Source organism: Nonomuraea sp. NPDC050451 (assembly GCF_044458585.1).
The window spans coordinates 155,870-171,822 of the sequence record NZ_JBITHZ010000008.1; the positions used below are offsets into that span (position 1 = coordinate 155,870).

Below are 15,953 nucleotides of genomic sequence, written 5' to 3' on the forward strand. Positions count from 1 at the left end.
CTGCTCCTCACAGGGTGATCTCGATGTCGTCGGTGCCGGGCTCCGCGGTGACCTGCGGGCCGTCCGAAGTCTGGGGTCCGCCGTGGAGCCGCAGGCTCCAGCGGACGGGCGTGCCCGCCACGCGCCGGGCGCTGACGCGGTCACCCGTGCGGGAGACCTCGAACACGGCGCCGGCGCCACCGTAGGGGGAGGGCACGGTGACGGTGCGGCGGGCGCCGTCGGCCGGCCGGTAGACGTTCAGGGTGACGCCGTCGGCGTAGTCGTAGTCGGGCCGGTCCTCGCGGGCGCCCGTCGGCAGCACCGCGCCGGGCCGCACGAGCAGCGGCAGGCTGTCGAACCCGTGCCGTTCGGTACGCCATCCCGGGCCGCTGACGGTCTCGCCGTCCAGCAGCCGGGTCCAGGTTCCCTCCGGAACGTAATACGAAATGTCGCCATCGGCCGACATGACCGGCGCCACCAGCAGGTCGGGCCCGAGCATGTACTGGGCGTCCAGATGGTCGCAGCCCCGGTCCCCGGGGAACTCCAGCTGCATGGCCCGCATCATCGGCAGCCCCTCGGCCGCGGCCTCGGCGGCGGCGCCGTACAGGTAGGGCATCAGCCGCGCCTTCAGCCGCGTGAACGACCGCAGCACGTCGACCGACTCCTCGTCGAACTGCCACGGCACCCGGTACGAGCTGCTGCCGTGCAGCCTGCTGTGCGACGACAGCAGCCCGAACGCCACCCACCGCTTGAACACGGCCGGATCGGGCCGCCCCTCGAACCCGCCGATGTCGTGGCTCCAGAACCCGAACCCGGCCAGCCCCAGGGACAGCCCGCCGCGCAGCGACTCGGCCATCGCCTCGAACGTCGACTCGCAGTCGCCGCCCCAGTGCACCGGCAGCCGCTGCCCGCCCACCGTGGCCGAGCGGGCGAACAGCACGGGCGCGCCCCGCTCCGCCAGCACCCGGTGCACGGTCTCGTTGTAGAGCAGCGTGTAGTAGTTGTGCATGCGCTCGGGATCGGCGCCGTCGGCGTAGGCGACGTCGGTCGGGATGCGCTCGCCGAAGTCGGTCTTGAACGCGTCCACCCCCATGTCGAGCAGCCCGCGCAGCTTGCCCGCGTACCACTCCCTGGCGGCCGGGGAGGTGAAGTCCACCAGCGCCCGGCCCGCCTGCCAGTGGTCGTCCTGCCAGACCGTCCCGTCCGGCCGCCGCAGCAGGTGACCTGCGGCGGCCCCCTCGTCGAACAGCGCCGACGCCTGCCCGATGTACGGGTTGATCCACAGGCAGACGCGCAGCCCCCGCTCCTTGAGCCGCCGGATCATGCCCTCGGGATCGGGGAACACCTCCGGGTCCCACTCGAAGTCGCACCACCGGTAGCGCCGCATCCAGAAGCAGTCGAAGTGGAACACGCTCAGCGGCAGGTCCCGCTCGGCCATCCCGTCCACGAACGAGGCCACCGTCGCCTCGTCGTAGTCGGTGGTGAACGACGTGGACAGCCACAGCCCGAACGACCAGGCGGGCGGCAGCGCCGGGCGGCCGGTCAGCGCCGTGTAGCGGCGCAGGATGTCCTTGGGCGTGGGCCCGTGGATGACGAGGTACTCCAGGTCGTGGCCCTCGGCGCTGAACTGGACCCGCGACACCGACTCCGAGCCGACCTCGAACGACACCCGGCCGGGATGGTTGACGAACACGCCGTAGCCGCGGTTGGTCAGGTAGAAGGGGATGTTCTTGTAGGCCAGGTCGCTGCTGGTGCCGCCGTCCTCGTTCCAGATGTCGACGGACTGCCCGTTGCGCACCAGGGGGCCGAAGCGCTCGCCCAGCCCGTACACGAGCTCCCCGGCGCCGAGGCCGAGCTGCTCGACCATGAAGTGCCGGTCGCCGGGGTCGCGCATGACACCCAGGCTCCTGCCGGCGCTGCGGGTCAGCTCGCGCCCGCCCGCGCTGAAGGTCATCTCCCACGGGGCGTCCCTGCGCACCCGTACGGTGAGCGCGCCGCTGGTCAGGCCGGCCTGCTCGGCGTCCACGGCGAGGTCCACGTCCGGGGCGTCGTCGCGCACCTCGAAGACCGGGGAGTCGGGGACGGATCCGGCGAAGTGCACCGTCCGGACGCGGATCACGTCCGGCATCGGGGACGACAGGTCCACCCGCAGCACCGGCCCGTCGATCGTGTATCCCCGGTGGGTGATGGGCCTGGCCGGGGCCAGGATCCGCAGCGAGCCGGCCTCGGCGGTCACGTCGTGCGCCGCCGCGGCGTAGTCGGCCCGCACGCCGGGACGCAGCCGCCAGTAGCCGTCCTTGAACTTCATGCCGCTCCTTGAACGAGGGCCGCGACCGCCTGGGGCGCCAGCGTGATCTGGCCGTCCGCGGCGGATCCGGTCAGCAGGTCGGTGGCCGGGTGGGGGAGCGCCACGCGTGCCGTCCCCGTGCCGTGGTTGAGCAGGAACAGCACCTCGCCGCGGCGTACCGCCTCGACCCCGGGCGGCAGGTCCGGCAGGACGCCCGCCACGCCCGCGTCGGCCAGCGCCCGCGCGGCCAGCTCGCCGAGCGCGTCCGGCTCGGGCATCGTCGCCACGTACCAGGCGACGCCCTGCCCGGCCCGGTGCCGCAGCACCGCGGGCCCGCCCCCGGCGACCCCCTCCGCGACCCCCTCCGCGAACCCCTCCGCGAACTCGGCCACCGTCTCGGCGCCCTCCGCGGCGACCAGCTCGGTCCAGGTGTGCGCGGCGAACTCCTCCCCGCCGGCCCACCGGCAGCGCACGGGGCCGTCCGCGGGCCGCCATTCCTCGCCGGACGCGCCGAGCACCTCGCGCAGCGGCGCGGGGAACCGTCCGGTACGCACGTGCGCCCGCTCGTCCACGATCCCCGAGAACGGGCCCACGACCAGGACCCCGCCGCCGCGCACGTAGGCGGTCACGGCCGCGGCGTCCTCGTCGCTGATGAGGAACAGGTTCGGGATCACGACCAGGGCGTAGCCCCGCAGGTCGGCCGAGGGTGGCACCAGGTCGACGGTCACGCCGCGCTCCCAGAACGGCAGGTAGTAGGCGAAGAGCTGGTCGGTCGCGTTGAGGCGGTCGCTCGGCCGCCCGCGCTCCTCCAGCGCCCACCAGCTCGCCCAGTCGAACACCATCGCCACCCGCGCGGGCACCGGCCGCCCCGCCACGGAGGCCAGTTCGCGCAGCTCGCGGCCGTGCGCGCGGATCTCGGCGTGCAGGCGGGTGTCCGGCCCCGCGTGCGGCACCATCGCGGAGTGGAAGCGCTCGGCGCCGAACCGGGAGGCCCGCCACTGGAAGTAGCACAGCCCGTCCGCGCCGCGGGCGAGCGCCTGCAGCGACTCCAGCCTGAGCCGGCCGGGCGGTTTGGGCGGGTTGTGCGGGCGCCAGTTGACCGCGCCGGCGGCCTGCTCCATCAGCAGCCACGGCCTGCCCTTGGCCAGGCCGCGCATGAGGTCGTGCGTGAGGGCCGTGCGGGCGGGCGCGAGCGGGTCCGCCGGGTCGGGGTAGTGGTCGTTGGAGACGATGTCCTCCTCGTCCGCCCACGACCAGTAGTCGACCGGCTTGAACAAGCCCATGAAGTTGGTGGTGACCGGGATGTCCGGGGTCTTGGCGCGGAGGAGGTCGCGTTCGGCGCGGAAGTGGGCGAGCAGCGCGTCGGAGCAGAAGCGCCAGAAATCGAGCTGCTGCGAGGGGTTGACGATGTAGGGGGCGCGGCGCGGGGTGAGGATCTCGGCCCAGTCGCTGTAGCGCTGGCTCCAGAACGTGGTGCCCCACGCCTCGTTGAGCGTGTCCAGGTCGCCGTAGCGCTCCCGCAGCCAGGCGCGGAACGCCTGTGCGGAGTCGTCGCAGTGGCAGACCTGGCCGTACTCGTTGCCGACGTGCCACAGCGCCAGGGCCGGATGGCCCGCGTACCGGTCGGCCAGGTCGTTGACGATCGCCAGCGCCCGCTCCCGGTAGACGGGGGACGACGGGCAGAACTGGTTGCGCGAGCCGTACCAGAGGCGGTGCCCGGCCTCGTCGACCGGCAGGGTCTCCGGCCAGCGGTGCCCCAGCCACGGGGGCGGCGAGGCGGTGGGGGTGGCCAGGTCCACCGCGATCCCGGCCTCGCCCATGAGGTCGAGTACCCGGTCCAGCCAGGCGAAGTCCCGCTTGCCCGGCTCCGGCTCGATGCGCGCCCAGCTGAAGACGCCGACCGTGACGAGGTTGACCCCGGCGGCCCGCATCAGCTCGGCGTCCTCGGCCCACACGTGCTCCGGCCACTGCTCGGGGTTGTAGTCGCCGCCGAACAGCAGCCCGCGCCCGGTGGTGAGGGTGTGCGTGCCGAGCGTCATGATCTGACTCCTTCGGGGGGTGGTGCGGAGCTGTCGCCGACCACGAGGCGGCAGGGCAGCAGCCGCTGCGCGGGGGGACCGTCGCCCTCCAAACGGCCGATGAGCATGCGGGCGCCGAGACCGCCCAGCTCGGCGCTCGGCGGCTCCATCGTGGTGAGCCTGGGGTGGAACATCTCGGCGACCCGCGCCGACGACAGCACCAGCAGCAACGTCAGGTCCTCGGGGATCCGCCAGCCGCGCGCCGCCACGGCCGCGATCACCCCGACCGCCGCGTGGTCGCCCATCACCGCCAGCGCCGTCGCGTCGGGATGCGCGGTGATCAGCCGCTCGAACGCCTGCCGGCCCTCGTCGGCCGAGCCGGGCCGGAAGTCGTCGACGTAGCCGATCCCGGCCGCGCGGGCGGCCTCGGCGAACTCCGCCCCGGCCCGGATCGCGGGCCCGTACCGCGCCGCGTGCCGGTCGGCCGAGAGGTTGAAGAAGGCCAGCTTGCGGTGCCCGAGCCCGGCCACGTGTGCCACGGCGTCCGCGGCCGTGGCCGCGAAGTCGATGTCGGCGTAGTCGATCGAGCCCGGGTCGCGGGTCCGCCCGATCATGCTGAACGGCACGCCCGCCTCCAGGAGGAACTCCGTGCGCTCGTCGTCCAGCCCGACCTCCATCAGCAGCACGCCGTCCACCAGCCCCAGCCCGGTGATGTGGCGCAGCTCCTCGACCGGGTCGGCGTGCTCGGGGGAGAGCAGCAGGTGGTAGCCCAGCTCGCGGGCCGCCTCCGCGGCGCCGGTGGCGAACTGCATCTCCGTCAGCCCGAAACCGCTGCGCGGGGTGGGGTACAGCAGGGCCAGGATGTGGGTGCGCTTGCTCTGCAGGCCGCGGGCCAGCAGGCTCGGGCGGTATCCCAGCTCGGCCGCCGCCTGCTCGATCCGCCGCCGGGTGGCCGCCGCCACCGGGCGGGTGCCGTTGAGCGCGGCGGACACGGTGCTCACCGCGACCCGCGCCCGCTCGGCCACGTCACGTATCGAAGACATCCACTGCCGATCCGCTGGGTCGAAACGTTTCGCACAACGTAGGACGCGGTTTGCGGGGCTGTCAATGGGGTGAAATCGGGCGTCCTAAATCACGTGCCCGCGTGCAGGGCGTCACCGCCGCCCGGGGCCGGGCCCAGGGCCGGTGGCGTCACGGCGGGGACCGCGCGGAGCAGCTCGCGCGTGTACGCGTGCCGGGGCGCGGCGAAGACGTCGGCCGCGTGGCCGCTCTCCACCACCCGGCCCGCGCGCATGACCGCCACCCGATCGCTGACCTGCCGGATGACGGCCAGGTCGTGGGAGATGAACAGCATCGCCAGGCCGAGCTCGTCCCGCAGTGTCAGCAGCAGGTCGAGCACCTGCGCCTGGATCGACACGTCGAGGGCCGAGACCGGCTCGTCGCAGATCAGCAGCGACGGTCCGGCCGCCAGCGCGCGGGCGATGGCGACGCGCTGGCGCTGCCCGCCCGACAGCTGGTGCGGCCGGCGGCGCGACAGCTCGGGCCCGAGCCCCACCATCGCCAGCAGCTCCTCCACCCGCCCGGCCGCGCGGGTGGCCGTCGAGGCGGCGGTGCGGGCCTCCCCGGGCGTGCCGAAGGCTCTCCGGGCGGCGGCGACGGCCTCGCCGACGGTCTTGGCGACCGTGTAGCGGGGGTCGAGCGAGCTGAGCGGGTCCTGCCAGACCACGCCCACGCGGTGCCGGAGCGGGCGGCGCTCGCGCTCGGACAGGCCGCTCCACGGCTCGCCGCCGAGCAGCACCTCGCCGCCGTCCGGGGCCAGCAGGCCGAGCGCGACGCGGGCCAGCGTCGTCTTGCCCGAGCCCGACTCCCCGACCAGGCCGACGATCTCCCCGGGCGACACGTCCAGCGACACGCCCTCCAGCGCCGTCGTGCCGTCGGCGAAGCGCTTGCCGACCTCCCGTACCGACAGCACGGCGGGGCCCGGGAACGCGCGGGCCGGCCGCGGCGCGGCGCTCGGCACGGCGGCCAGGAGCTCGCGCGTGTACGGGTGCTCCGGCCGCGACAGCACCTCGCGGGCCGGCCCCAGCTCGACGATCCGGCCCGCCCGCATGACCGCGATCCGGTCGGCGAGCCTGGCGACCACCGCCAGATCGTGGCTGATCAGCAGCAGCGCGGTGCCCGCGGCCCGGCGTTCGGCCAGCAGGTCGAGGATCCGGGCCTGCACGCTCACGTCGAGCGCGGTGGTCGGCTCGTCGGCGATCAGCAGGTCCGGCCCGGCCGCGAGGGCGCCCGCGATGAGCGCCCGCTGGCGCAGCCCGCCGGAGAGCTGGTGCGGGTACTTGCGGCGGCGTTCGGCGGGGTTCGGCACGCCGGCCGCGGCCAGGAGCTCGGTCACCCGCTCGGCCACCTCGCCGCGCGGGGCCAGGCGGTGGGCCCGCAGCCCCTCGGCCACCTCCGCGCCGACCGTGCGCAGGGGGTCGAGCGCGGTCAGCGCGTCCTGCAGGACCAGCCCGATCCGCCTGCCGCGCAGCCGCCGCCAGTCCTTGGAGCGGTGGCCGCGCAGGTCCTGGCCGTCGAGCGAGAGCCGGGCGGCGCGGACCCGCGCGCCCCTGCCCGCCAGGCCGACCAGGGCGCGGGCGGTGACGCTCTTGCCCGACCCGGACTCGCCGACCAGGGCCAGGCACTCCCCGGGCGCGATGGAGAAGGAGACGCCCTCCACCGCCACGCCGCCGCGGAAGGACACGCGCAGGTCCTCGACGTCGAGCAGCTTCGCAGCGGGTGTCATCGGTGCCGTCCTTCGAAGCGGAGCCGGAGGTGGCGGCCTGCCACGTTCACCGCGATGACCGTCACCGTGATCGCCAGGCCGGGGAAGAACGCCAGCCACCACGCCGTGGCCAGGAACTCCCGGCCCTCGGCGAGCAGCGCGCCCCACTCCGGCTGCGGCGGCCGGACGCCGAGCCCGAGGAAGCTGAGCGCCGAGCCGGCCAGGATCGCGGTGCCCGTGCCCAGGGTGGCCAGCACGAGGAGCGGGCTCAGCGAGTTGGGGAGGATGTGCCGGGCGACGACCGACCGGTGGGGGAGGCCGAGCACGACCGCGGCGTCCACGTACTCGGCCCGGCGCACCACGAGCGCCCGGGAGCGGATCATCCGGGCGTACCCCGGCACCTCGGCCACGGCGATGGCGATCAGCGCGCTGCCCTGCCCCGGCCCCAGGACGGTGATCACGAGGAGGGCCAGCAGCATCCCGGGCAGGGCGAGCAGCACGTCGGCCGTCCGCATGATCGTCTGGTCCGCGGCTCGCCCGCCGAGCGCCGCCAGCAGGCCCGCGCAGGTCCCGGCGGCGACCGCCAGCGCCGTGGCCGCCAGGCCGGTGGACAGCGACAGCCGCGTGCCGTACAGGATCCGCGCCCACACGTCGCGCCCGAGCTGGTCCGTGCCGAGCAGGTGCCCCTCGCCGGGCGGGCGCAGCGCGAGCGCCGGGTCCACCTCGGTCGGCGAGTACGCGGTGAACAGCCCCGGCCAGAGCGCCGCCAGCGTCAGCGCCACCAGCACCAGCGTCGCCGGCACCAGCGCGGCCGCCGCCCTCATGTGGACCGCAGCCGGGGGTCGATCACCAGGTACGCCACGTCCACCGCCGTGTTCACCACCACGAACACCAGGGCCGACAGCATGACCACGGCGATGACGACGGGAAAGTCGCGGCCGACCACGGCGGCGAGCGTGACGCGCCCCAGGCCCTGCCGCGCGAACACGGTCTCCACCAGCACCGCCCCGCCGAACAGCCCGCCCAGCATCCAGCCGGACAGGGTGACCATCGGGATCAGCGCGTGCCGCAGCGCGTGCCTGAGCCGCACGGCCGCCTCGCCCGCGCCCCGGGCCCGCGCGGTGGTGGCGAACGGCTGCTCCAGCGCCTGTTCCAGGCCCTCGCGCAGCACCTGCGTGAGCACCGCGCCGAGCGGCACCGCCAGCGCGACCGCCGGCAGCACCAGCGACGCCGGGCCGCCGTCGCCCACCGGCAGCAGCCCCAGCTGGAACGAGAACACCGACAGCAGCACCAGGCCGAACCAGAACGTCGGCGTGGACAGCGCCACCAGCTCGGCCAGCGCGACCGCGCCGCGCACCCGGCGGCCCGCGGTGAGCACCGCCACCGCGAGTGCTCCGGCCAGCGCCAGCCCGATGGCGCAGACGGCCAGCTGCACGGTCGGCCAGACCTGCTCGCCCAGCACCTCGGCCACCGGCCGCTCGATCTGGAACGAGCGGCCCAGGTCGCCGCGGGCCAGGCGGCCGAGATAGCGCAGGTACTGCTCGGCGAGCGGCAGGTCGAGCCCCATCTCGGCGCGGATGGCCGCCATGGTCTGGTCGGTGGCGGGGGCGCTGCCGACGATCGCCCTGGCCGGGTCGCCCGGGATCAGGTGCATCGCGGCGAAGGCCAGCGTGGCCGCCCCGAGCAGCACGCCCGCCGCCCGCGCGAGCCACCCGGCGACCAGGCGCGCGACGCCCTGCCGCGGCTTGAGTCCGCGCCTCATCGGGTCAGCCGTACGTCGTAGAAGTGCGGGAAGCCCGCCGGGTCGGAGGTGAGCCCTTCGACCGCCTTCGACACCGCGACGAGCTGCGCGGGCACATAGAGCGGGACAACCACGGCCTGGTCCACGGCCCACCGCTGGGCCTTGGCGTAGAAGGAGCGCCTGGCCGCCTCGTCGCTCGTGCGGCCGGCGCCGACCACCCAGGAGTCCACGTCGCGGTCGTCGACGCGGGCGATGTTCTCACCGGCCATCGGCAGGCTCTTCGAGTGCAGGAAACCGCGCAGGATGTCCGGGTCGGCGCGCGACCAGGCCATGTCGTACAGGTCGTAGTCGCCGTCCTGCACCAGCCCGAACAGCTGCCCGTTCTGCACGCTGTCGCGCACGAGCTCGAACCCGGCCTTCTTCACCGCCGCCTGGATGCCCTGGGCGAGGATGCCACGCTGGTCGGCGCTCTCCTGCGCCTGGGTGGTCGGCCAGCGCACGGTCAGGCGGGCTCCGTCCTTGGTCCGGTAGCCCTGGGCGTCCCTGGCCGTCCATCCGGCCTCGTCGAGCAGCTCGGCGGCGCGCGCGGGGTCGTACGTCCAGGAGTTCTCCACGGACTTGTCGTAGAACGGGGTGGTGGGAGAGAGGATGCTCCACGCGCGCTGGTAGACACCGAAATGCGTGGTGCGCACCAGCAGATCCACGTCGATGGACCTGCGGAAGGCGTCGCGGACGCGGGCGTCGGCGAAGACGCCGGAGCTGGAGTTGAGGTACACGCCGTAGACGGCGCCCTGCGAGGGCGTGCGGAGGAGGCGCAGGCCCTGGTTGGCCTCGACGGCGGCCACGCTCGGCGTGGGCACGGCCGCGATGCCGTCCACCTGCCCGCTGGTGAGCGCGCCGATCCGGGTGGCGTTCTCCGGCAGGAACCGGAACGTCAGCGTCTCCAGGTGCGCGGGCCCCGTGTGCCCGGCGGTCTCGGGACCCCACCGGTAGGCGGGGTTGCGGCGCAGGGTCACGCTCTTCTGCCGGGCGTAGGAGTCGAAGACGAACGGTCCCGAGCCCACGACCTTGGCGCACCGCGGCCCCTCGGCGCCCTTCGGCGACTGGATGCCCAGGTAGGCGGTGCTCGCCGCCTGGAGGAACGGCTGGAACGGCTCGGTGAACCTGACCCGCACGGTGTGGTCGTCCACCACGACGCTGTCCCGGTAGGGGCCCAGCAGCACGTTCGCGTACTGCGACTTGGTGGTCCTGGCGACGATGCGATCGAAGTTGGCCTTCACGGCCGCGGCGTCGAGCTTGGCGCCGTCGTGGAAGGTGACGTCGGTGCGCAGGTCGAAGGTGTACTCCTTGAGGTCCTTGGAGACCTGCCACGAGCGGGCCAGCCACGGGTGCAGGCCGCCGGAGGCGTCCTGGGAGACCAGCGAGTCGACGACGCCGCGCTGGATGAGCGCGGTGGCGTCGGCGATGCTGACGTGCGGGTCGAGGCAGCTCGGCTCGGTGTTGAGCGCGAAGCTGAACCCGGCGCCCGCCGAGGGCGCGGGCCGCGAGCCGGCGCCGCAGGCCACGGCGAGCGGAACGAGCACGGCGAGCACGACGAGAGAGGAGACGACGCGGGCGACCAGCCTCATGGAACGTCCTCCGGGAGAGGTCGGGGCGGGCAGTGGACCGATCGTCGGGACCGGCGCTGGAGCGCCGCTGGAGCCGGGCTGGAGAACGACCCGGCGGAGGTCACCAGCGCAGGCCGCCGTTGACCTCCAGCACGTGCCCGTTGACGTACGAGGAGTCCGCGCCCGCCAGGAACACGGCCGCGGCCGCCACCTCCTCCGCCGTCCCCATCCGCCCCGAGGCGAGCGCGGCCCGGTACCGCGGCCACACCTGCTCGTTGGCCGCCAGCAGGCGTCCCATCCCCGCGTCGATGAAGCCGGGAGACAGGCAGTTCACGGTGACGCCCGACGCCGCCGCCTCCAGCGCGAGCACGCGGGTGAGCATCTCGACGCCCGCCTTCGAGGCCGCGTACGCCGAGGCGCCCGGCACCGGCCGGGTCCCCAGCGCCGACGACATCGTGATGATCCGCCCGGCGGGCGACTTCTCCAGGTACGGCAGCGCGGCGGACACGCAGGTGAACACGCCGGTGAGGTTCGTCCCCACGACGTCGGCCCAGTCGTCGGCCGTCAGCGCGCGCACCGGTCCCGGACGGCTGACCCCGGCGTTGGCCACCACGATGTCCAGCCCCCCGAACCGGTCCGCCACCCCGGCCATCAGCGCCCGCACCGACTCGGGATCGCGCACGTCCACCGGATGGAACGCGCCGTCCTCACCGGGACCGGTTCTGGCGACCCCGGTTCTGGCGGCGCGGACGACGTGGCAGCCCTCGGCGGCGAACGCGTCGGCCACGGCCTTGCCGAGCCCGCGCGTGCCCCCGGTCACGACGGCGATCTTGTCTTTCAGCCTCATGGCGGGCAGCGTAGGAAGGCCCGCTCGAGCCGCTCTATAGCGTGCCCGGCCACGCTGGAACGCATGATCATGGTGATTGGAGCGACAGGGACCATCGGCCGCGAGGTGCTGGCGGAGCTGCGCCGCTCGGGGGTCAAGACCCGGGCGCTGACCCGGGACCCGGCGCGGGCCGGCCTCCCGGAGGACGTCGAGGTGGTGAGAGGCGATCTCGGCGACCCGGCCACGCTGCCGCCCGCCCTGGACGGGGTGACCTCGGTGTTCCTGACCGGGGTCGGGCACCGGCGGGCCGAGCACGACCGGGCGCTGGTCCGGGCGGCGCGGGCCGCGGGCGTCGCGCACGTCGTGCAGCTGTCGTCGCTGGCCGTCGAGGAGCGCACGGCCGGGGTGCTGGCGGGCTGGCACCTCGAGGGCGAGCGGGCGGTCCGCGAGTCGGGACTGCGCTGGACGATCCTGCGGCCGAACGGCTTCATGTCGAACGCCCTGCAGTGGGCCCCGGCCATCGCGGCGGCGGGTGTCGTGCGGGCGCCGTACGGTGACCTGCCCTCGTCGGTGGTGCACCCGGGGGACGTGGCCGCGGTGGCGGCGGCCGTCCTGCTGGGCGGCGGGCACGACGGGGCCGTGTACCCGATCACCGGGCCGCAGGCGCTCACGCCGCGCGATCAGGTGCGGGTCATCGGCGAGGTGCTCGGCCGGCCGCTGCGCTTCGAGGAACTGCCGGTCGAGCGGGCCAGGGAGCAGCTGCTGCGGCACATGCCGCCGGAGACCGCCGACGCCGTGCTGGCCGGCCGCGCGAACGCCGACCTCGCCGTGCGCGCCAGGGTGGACCCCACGGTCGCCGAGCTGACCGGCCGCCCCGCCCGCACCTTCCGCGAGTGGGCCACACAGCATTTCGGCGCTGGGCACTTCGGCGCGGGCGCGGCTACGCCCGGCAGGTGAGCGGGCCGCCGTTCAGCGCCACCATCTCGGCGAAGACGGGGGCGGAGGGCAGGTACGCGCCGGGCGGCCCGCCGCCCGCCTCCTGGTAGGCCCGGTGCAGGTTGGCCACCAGCCGCTCCGGGTCGCGCAGGTCGCCGAAGCGCCCCGGGCCCGACTCCCTGGCCAGCTCCAGCGGGGCCAGACCGGCCTCAATCCCCTTGGTGGCCAGCTCCCGCACCCACAGCAGGTAGTCCTCCGCCACGTCGAACACCTCGGGCCCGCACACCGGCCCGTGCCCGCACACCACCACGGCGGGCTCCAGCGACCGCAGCCGCCGGACGGCCGCCAGCGACCCGTCCAGCGACCCCATCAGCACGAACGGCGTGCACCCCGACAGCACGACGTCGCCCGCCACCAGCACCCGCGAGTCCGGCAGCCAGGCGACCACGTCGTTGGTGGTGTGCGCGGGCCCGACGTGCAGCAGCTCGACGGTCCGGTCCGCCAGCCGCAGGGTGAGCCGGTCGGCGAAGGTCACGTCGGGCAGGGCGGGCGGCACGTCCCCCCAGTCCACCTGCGGCCACACCGCCCGCAGCGCGCCGCCCTTGGCCGCCATCTCGGCCCTGGCCAGCTCGTGCGCCACGATCGTGGCCTCGGGGAAGAGCCCGTTGCCGAACGTGTGGTCGCCGTGGTGATGGGTGTTGACCAGCAGCCGCACGGGCTCCGGCGTGAGCGCCTCGACGGCGGTGCGCAGGCCCCTGGCGCGCGCCTCGGTGGCGGCCGTGTCGATCAGGACGGTGCCCCCGCCGGTCAGCACGGCGGCGTTGCTCACGCACCAGCCGCCGTCCGGCTGCACGTACGCGTGCACGCCGTCGGCCACCTCCCGCAGGTACGGCGTCACGAAGGGGCCTGGCCCGACAGCACCACCGAGCACAGGTGCGGATCGCCGGTCGACACCCTGCCCACCCGGGTGGCCACGCGGAACGCCTCCTGCCGGGTGGCCCGGCGGAACGACTCCTCGTCCGTCCAGGTCGCGATGTTGATGTAGACGTCCGGATCGCTCTCGGAGCGCAGGAACTGGTAGGACACGAACCCCGGCTGCGCCGCGAAGAACGCCGCGACCCCCGCGTAGATCTCCTCCAGCTCCCGCGCGGAGCCGTTGAGCGTGAGCTTGTTCACGAAGACGACCATGCCGGCGACCCTCGCCGACCCGGCTGGAGTCTCGGTATAGCGCGGTCCAGGAGAACTCCAGTTCGGCTCCAGCGCCCTTGCCGAGCATGGCCAGACATACCCGGAAGAACGGAAGGGCGGAAGGACGTGACGAGTACGCGCCGCAGGGTCGTGGTGACCGGCATGGGAGTGATAGCCCCCGGCGGGATCGGGGTCAAGGCGTTCTGGCAGCTGCTCACGGACGGGCGTACCGCGACACGGCTCATCACGGGGTTCGACGCCTCCCCTTTCCGCTCGCGGGTGGCCGCCGAGGCCGACTTCGACCCGGCGGGCCACGGCCTGACCCCGCAGGAGACGCGCAGGATGGACCGGGCGGCCCAGTTCGCCGTGGTCGCCGCCCGCGACGCGGTGGCGGGCAGCGGCATCGACCTGTCCGCCGCCGACCCGGCCAGGACGGGCGTGACGGTCGGCAGCGCCGTGGGCTGCACGATGAGTCTGGAGCGTGAGTACGTCGTCGTCAGCGACGGCGGCAGGAAGCGGCTGGTCGACCACGACTACGCCGTGCCCCACCTCTACGACTACCTGGTGCCGGGCTCGCTGGCCGCCGAGGTGGCCTGGGCGGTCGGCGCCGAGGGCCCGGCGGCCGTGGTCTCCACCGGCTGCACCTCCGGCCTGGACGCGGTCGGGCACGCGGCCGAGCTGATCAGGGAGGGCTCGGCGGACGTCATGGTCGCCGGCGCCACCGACGCGCCCATCTCGCCCATCACGCTCGCCTGCTTCGACGCGATCAAGGCGACCACGCCGCGCAACGACGACCCCGAGCACGCCTCCCGGCCCTTCGACCGCACCCGCAACGGGTTCGTGCTCGGTGAGGGGGCGGCCGTGTTCGTGCTGGAGGAGCGGGAGCCGGCGATGCGCAGGGGCGCGCGGATCCTGGCCGAGATCGCCGGGTTCGCCTCGCGGTGCAACGCGTACCACATGACCGGGCTGCGCCCCGACGGCCGGGAGATGGCCGCGGCGATCGGCTCGGCGCTCGACGAGGCCCGGCTCGACCCGGGCGACGTCGACTACGTCAACGCGCACGGCTCCGGCACCCGGCAGAACGACCGCCACGAGACCGCCGCCGTCAAGCTCGCCCTCGGCCACCACGCCCGCGCCACCCCGATGAGCTCGATCAAGTCGATGATCGGCCACTCGCTCGGCGCCATCGGGTCGATCGAGATCGCGGCGTGCGTGCTGGCCATCCAGCACGGGGTGGTGCCGCCCACGGCGAACCTGCACGAGCCCGACCCCGAATGCGACCTCGACTACGTGCCGCTGACCGCCCGCGACCACGAGACCGACGTGGTGGTGTCGGTGGGCAGTGGCTTCGGCGGGTTCCAGAGCGCCATGGTGCTCACCAGATGACCGCCGCGGCTCCGGAGCGCCCGGTCCACGCCGTCGTCACGGGGCTCGGCGTGGTCGCGCCGAACGGCCTGGGCACCGAGGCGTACTGGGCGGCGACCCTGGAAGGGCGCGGCGGGATCGGCAGGATCACCCGCTTCGACCCGGGGCAGTACCCCGCCCGGCTGGCCGGCGAGGTACGCGGCTTCGACCCGGCCGCGCACCTGCCGGGGCGGCTGCTGCCGCAGACCGACCACATGACCCGGCTGGCGCTGGTCGCCTCGGACTGGGCGCTGACCGAGGCCGGGCTCGACCCGTCGGCGCTGCCGGAGTACGGGATCGGCGTGGTCACGGCGGCCGCCTCCGGCGGATTCGACTTCGGGCACCGCGAGCTGGAGAAGCTGTGGAGCCGCGGCCCCGAGCACGTCAGCGCGTACCAGTCGTTCGCCTGGTTCTACGCGGTGAACACCGGCCAGATCTCCATCAGGCACGGGCTGCGCGGGCCGAGCGGCGTGATCGTCACCGACCAGGCGGGCGGCCTGGACGCGGTCGCGCAGGCCAGGCGGCAACTGCGCAAGGGCGGTCGGGCCGTGCTCACGGGCGGCGTGGACTCGGCCCTGTGCCCGTGGGGGTGGGTCGCCCAGCTCGCCGGCGGCCGGGTGTCGGTCTCGGACGACCCCGCGCGGGCGTACCTGCCCTTCGACGCGGCGGCATCCGGGCACGTGCCGGGCGAGGGCGGGGCGATCCTGCTGCTCGAGGACGCCGCCCGGGCCGGCGCGCGCCCGTACGGCGAGATCGCCGGATACGCCGCCGGCTTCGACCCGCCCCCGGGCACGGGGCGGCCGCCGGTGCTGCGCCGGGTCATCGAGCAGGCCCTGGCCGACGCGGGGGAGCCCGGCGTGGACGTGGTGTTCGCCGACGGGGCGGCAATGGCCGCGGCCGACCGCGCGGAGGCCGAGGCGCTGGCCGCGGTGTTCGGGCCGTGTGGCGTCCCCGTGACCGTGCCCAAGACGATGACCGGCCGCCTCTACTCGGGCGGCGCCGCGCTGGACCTGGCCACCGCCCTGCTGGCGCTGCGCGACCAGGTCATCCCGCCCACCGTGAACGTCACCGCGCCGGCCCCCGGGCTGGACCTGGACCTCGTCACGGGCACGGCCAGGCCCGCGGCGCTGCGGACGGCGCTGGTGCTGGCCAGGGGGCACGGGGGATTCACCTCGGCCGTGATCGTGCGCACGTACTCATGAC

13 protein-coding genes are annotated in these 15,953 nt (G+C 74.7%); 3 read left to right on the plus strand and 10 right to left on the minus strand.

Annotated elements, in window-relative coordinates:
• Positions 1-7 precede the first annotated feature (7 nt).
• The 8 genes from yicI to ACIBI9_RS25720 all read right to left on the minus strand — a co-directional run bounded on the left by yicI (position 8) and on the right by ACIBI9_RS25720 (position 11,243).
• Complete coding sequence (gene yicI, locus ACIBI9_RS25685) at positions 8-2,287, minus strand: alpha-xylosidase (RefSeq protein WP_397224988.1); 2,280 nt, start codon at positions 2,285-2,287, stop codon at positions 8-10.
• Positions 2,284-4,305, minus strand: coding sequence for a beta-galactosidase (locus ACIBI9_RS25690; RefSeq protein WP_397224990.1), 2,022 nt, complete (start codon positions 4,303-4,305; stop codon positions 2,284-2,286). The genes yicI and ACIBI9_RS25690 overlap by 4 nt, the downstream gene beginning before the upstream one ends.
• Complete coding sequence (locus ACIBI9_RS25695; RefSeq protein ID WP_397224992.1) at positions 4,302-5,327, minus strand: LacI family DNA-binding transcriptional regulator; 1,026 nt, start codon at positions 5,325-5,327, stop codon at positions 4,302-4,304. The genes ACIBI9_RS25690 and ACIBI9_RS25695 overlap by 4 nt, the downstream gene beginning before the upstream one ends.
• Before the next feature lie 89 nt (positions 5,328-5,416).
• The gene (locus tag ACIBI9_RS25700) at positions 5,417-7,069 is read right to left on the minus strand and encodes a dipeptide ABC transporter ATP-binding protein (protein WP_397224994.1); all 1,653 of its coding nucleotides are present in this window, start codon (positions 7,067-7,069) and stop codon (positions 5,417-5,419) included.
• Positions 7,066-7,872, minus strand: coding sequence for an ABC transporter permease (locus ACIBI9_RS25705; RefSeq protein WP_397224996.1), 807 nt, complete (start codon positions 7,870-7,872; stop codon positions 7,066-7,068). Before ACIBI9_RS25705 ends, ACIBI9_RS25700 begins: the two co-directional genes overlap by 4 nt.
• Positions 7,869-8,810: an ABC transporter permease gene (locus tag ACIBI9_RS25710; RefSeq protein WP_397224998.1), complete on the minus strand. Its 942-nt coding sequence runs from the start codon at positions 8,808-8,810 to the stop codon at positions 7,869-7,871. The genes ACIBI9_RS25705 and ACIBI9_RS25710 overlap by 4 nt, the downstream gene beginning before the upstream one ends.
• The gene (locus tag ACIBI9_RS25715; RefSeq protein WP_397225000.1) at positions 8,807-10,417 is read right to left on the minus strand and encodes an ABC transporter substrate-binding protein; all 1,611 of its coding nucleotides are present in this window, start codon (positions 10,415-10,417) and stop codon (positions 8,807-8,809) included. The genes ACIBI9_RS25710 and ACIBI9_RS25715 overlap by 4 nt, the downstream gene beginning before the upstream one ends.
• A 100-nt stretch (positions 10,418-10,517) precedes the next feature.
• Positions 10,518-11,243, minus strand: coding sequence for an SDR family NAD(P)-dependent oxidoreductase (locus ACIBI9_RS25720; RefSeq protein WP_397225002.1), 726 nt, complete (start codon positions 11,241-11,243; stop codon positions 10,518-10,520).
• 63 nt (positions 11,244-11,306) lie between these two features.
• Between ACIBI9_RS25720 and ACIBI9_RS25725 the strand changes: the two genes are divergently transcribed.
• Positions 11,307-12,179, plus strand: coding sequence for an NAD(P)H-binding protein (locus ACIBI9_RS25725; RefSeq protein ID WP_397225004.1), 873 nt, complete (start codon positions 11,307-11,309; stop codon positions 12,177-12,179).
• Here the strand turns inward: ACIBI9_RS25725 and ACIBI9_RS25730 are convergent.
• Together ACIBI9_RS25730 and ACIBI9_RS25735 are read right to left on the minus strand one after the other, a co-directional pair.
• The gene (locus tag ACIBI9_RS25730; protein ID WP_397225006.1) at positions 12,163-13,056 is read right to left on the minus strand and encodes an MBL fold metallo-hydrolase; all 894 of its coding nucleotides are present in this window, start codon (positions 13,054-13,056) and stop codon (positions 12,163-12,165) included. The two genes, ACIBI9_RS25725 and ACIBI9_RS25730, sit on opposite strands and share 17 nt — an antisense overlap.
• Positions 13,053-13,346 (minus strand): antibiotic biosynthesis monooxygenase family protein, encoded by a 294-nt coding sequence (locus ACIBI9_RS25735; protein WP_397225008.1) that lies wholly within the window; start codon positions 13,344-13,346, stop codon positions 13,053-13,055. The genes ACIBI9_RS25730 and ACIBI9_RS25735 overlap by 4 nt, the downstream gene beginning before the upstream one ends.
• Positions 13,347-13,472: 126 nt before the next feature.
• Between ACIBI9_RS25735 and ACIBI9_RS25740 the strand changes: the two genes are divergently transcribed.
• Together ACIBI9_RS25740 and ACIBI9_RS25745 are read left to right on the plus strand one after the other, a co-directional pair.
• Positions 13,473-14,732 (plus strand): beta-ketoacyl-[acyl-carrier-protein] synthase family protein, encoded by a 1,260-nt coding sequence (locus tag ACIBI9_RS25740; RefSeq protein ID WP_397225010.1) that lies wholly within the window; start codon positions 13,473-13,475, stop codon positions 14,730-14,732.
• On the plus strand, positions 14,729-15,952 hold the full coding sequence (locus ACIBI9_RS25745; protein ID WP_397225012.1) for a ketosynthase chain-length factor: 1,224 nt from the start codon (positions 14,729-14,731) through the stop codon (positions 15,950-15,952). The genes ACIBI9_RS25740 and ACIBI9_RS25745 overlap by 4 nt, the downstream gene beginning before the upstream one ends.
• Position 15,953: the final 1 nt, after the last annotated feature.

Coding starts and splice junctions, on each gene's coding strand:
- ACIBI9_RS25705 (WP_397224996.1), bottom strand. CDS start 7,872: ATGAGGGCGGCGGCCGCGCTGGTGCCGGCGACGCTGGTGCTGGTGGCG.
- ACIBI9_RS25695 (WP_397224992.1), bottom strand. CDS start 5,327: ATGTCTTCGATACGTGACGTGGCCGAGCGGGCGCGGGTCGCGGTGAGC.
- ACIBI9_RS25735 (WP_397225008.1), bottom strand. CDS start 13,346: ATGGTCGTCTTCGTGAACAAGCTCACGCTCAACGGCTCCGCGCGGGAG.
- yicI (WP_397224988.1), bottom strand. CDS start 2,287: ATGAAGTTCAAGGACGGCTACTGGCGGCTGCGTCCCGGCGTGCGGGCC.
- ACIBI9_RS25700 (WP_397224994.1), bottom strand. CDS start 7,069: ATGACACCCGCTGCGAAGCTGCTCGACGTCGAGGACCTGCGCGTGTCC.
- ACIBI9_RS25725 (WP_397225004.1), top strand. CDS start 11,307: ATGATCATGGTGATTGGAGCGACAGGGACCATCGGCCGCGAGGTGCTG.
- ACIBI9_RS25720 (WP_397225002.1), bottom strand. CDS start 11,243: ATGAGGCTGAAAGACAAGATCGCCGTCGTGACCGGGGGCACGCGCGGG.
- ACIBI9_RS25715 (WP_397225000.1), bottom strand. CDS start 10,417: ATGAGGCTGGTCGCCCGCGTCGTCTCCTCTCTCGTCGTGCTCGCCGTG.
- ACIBI9_RS25690 (WP_397224990.1), bottom strand. CDS start 4,305: ATGACGCTCGGCACGCACACCCTCACCACCGGGCGCGGGCTGCTGTTC.
- ACIBI9_RS25745 (WP_397225012.1), top strand. CDS start 14,729: ATGACCGCCGCGGCTCCGGAGCGCCCGGTCCACGCCGTCGTCACGGGG.
- ACIBI9_RS25710 (WP_397224998.1), bottom strand. CDS start 8,810: ATGAGGCGCGGACTCAAGCCGCGGCAGGGCGTCGCGCGCCTGGTCGCC.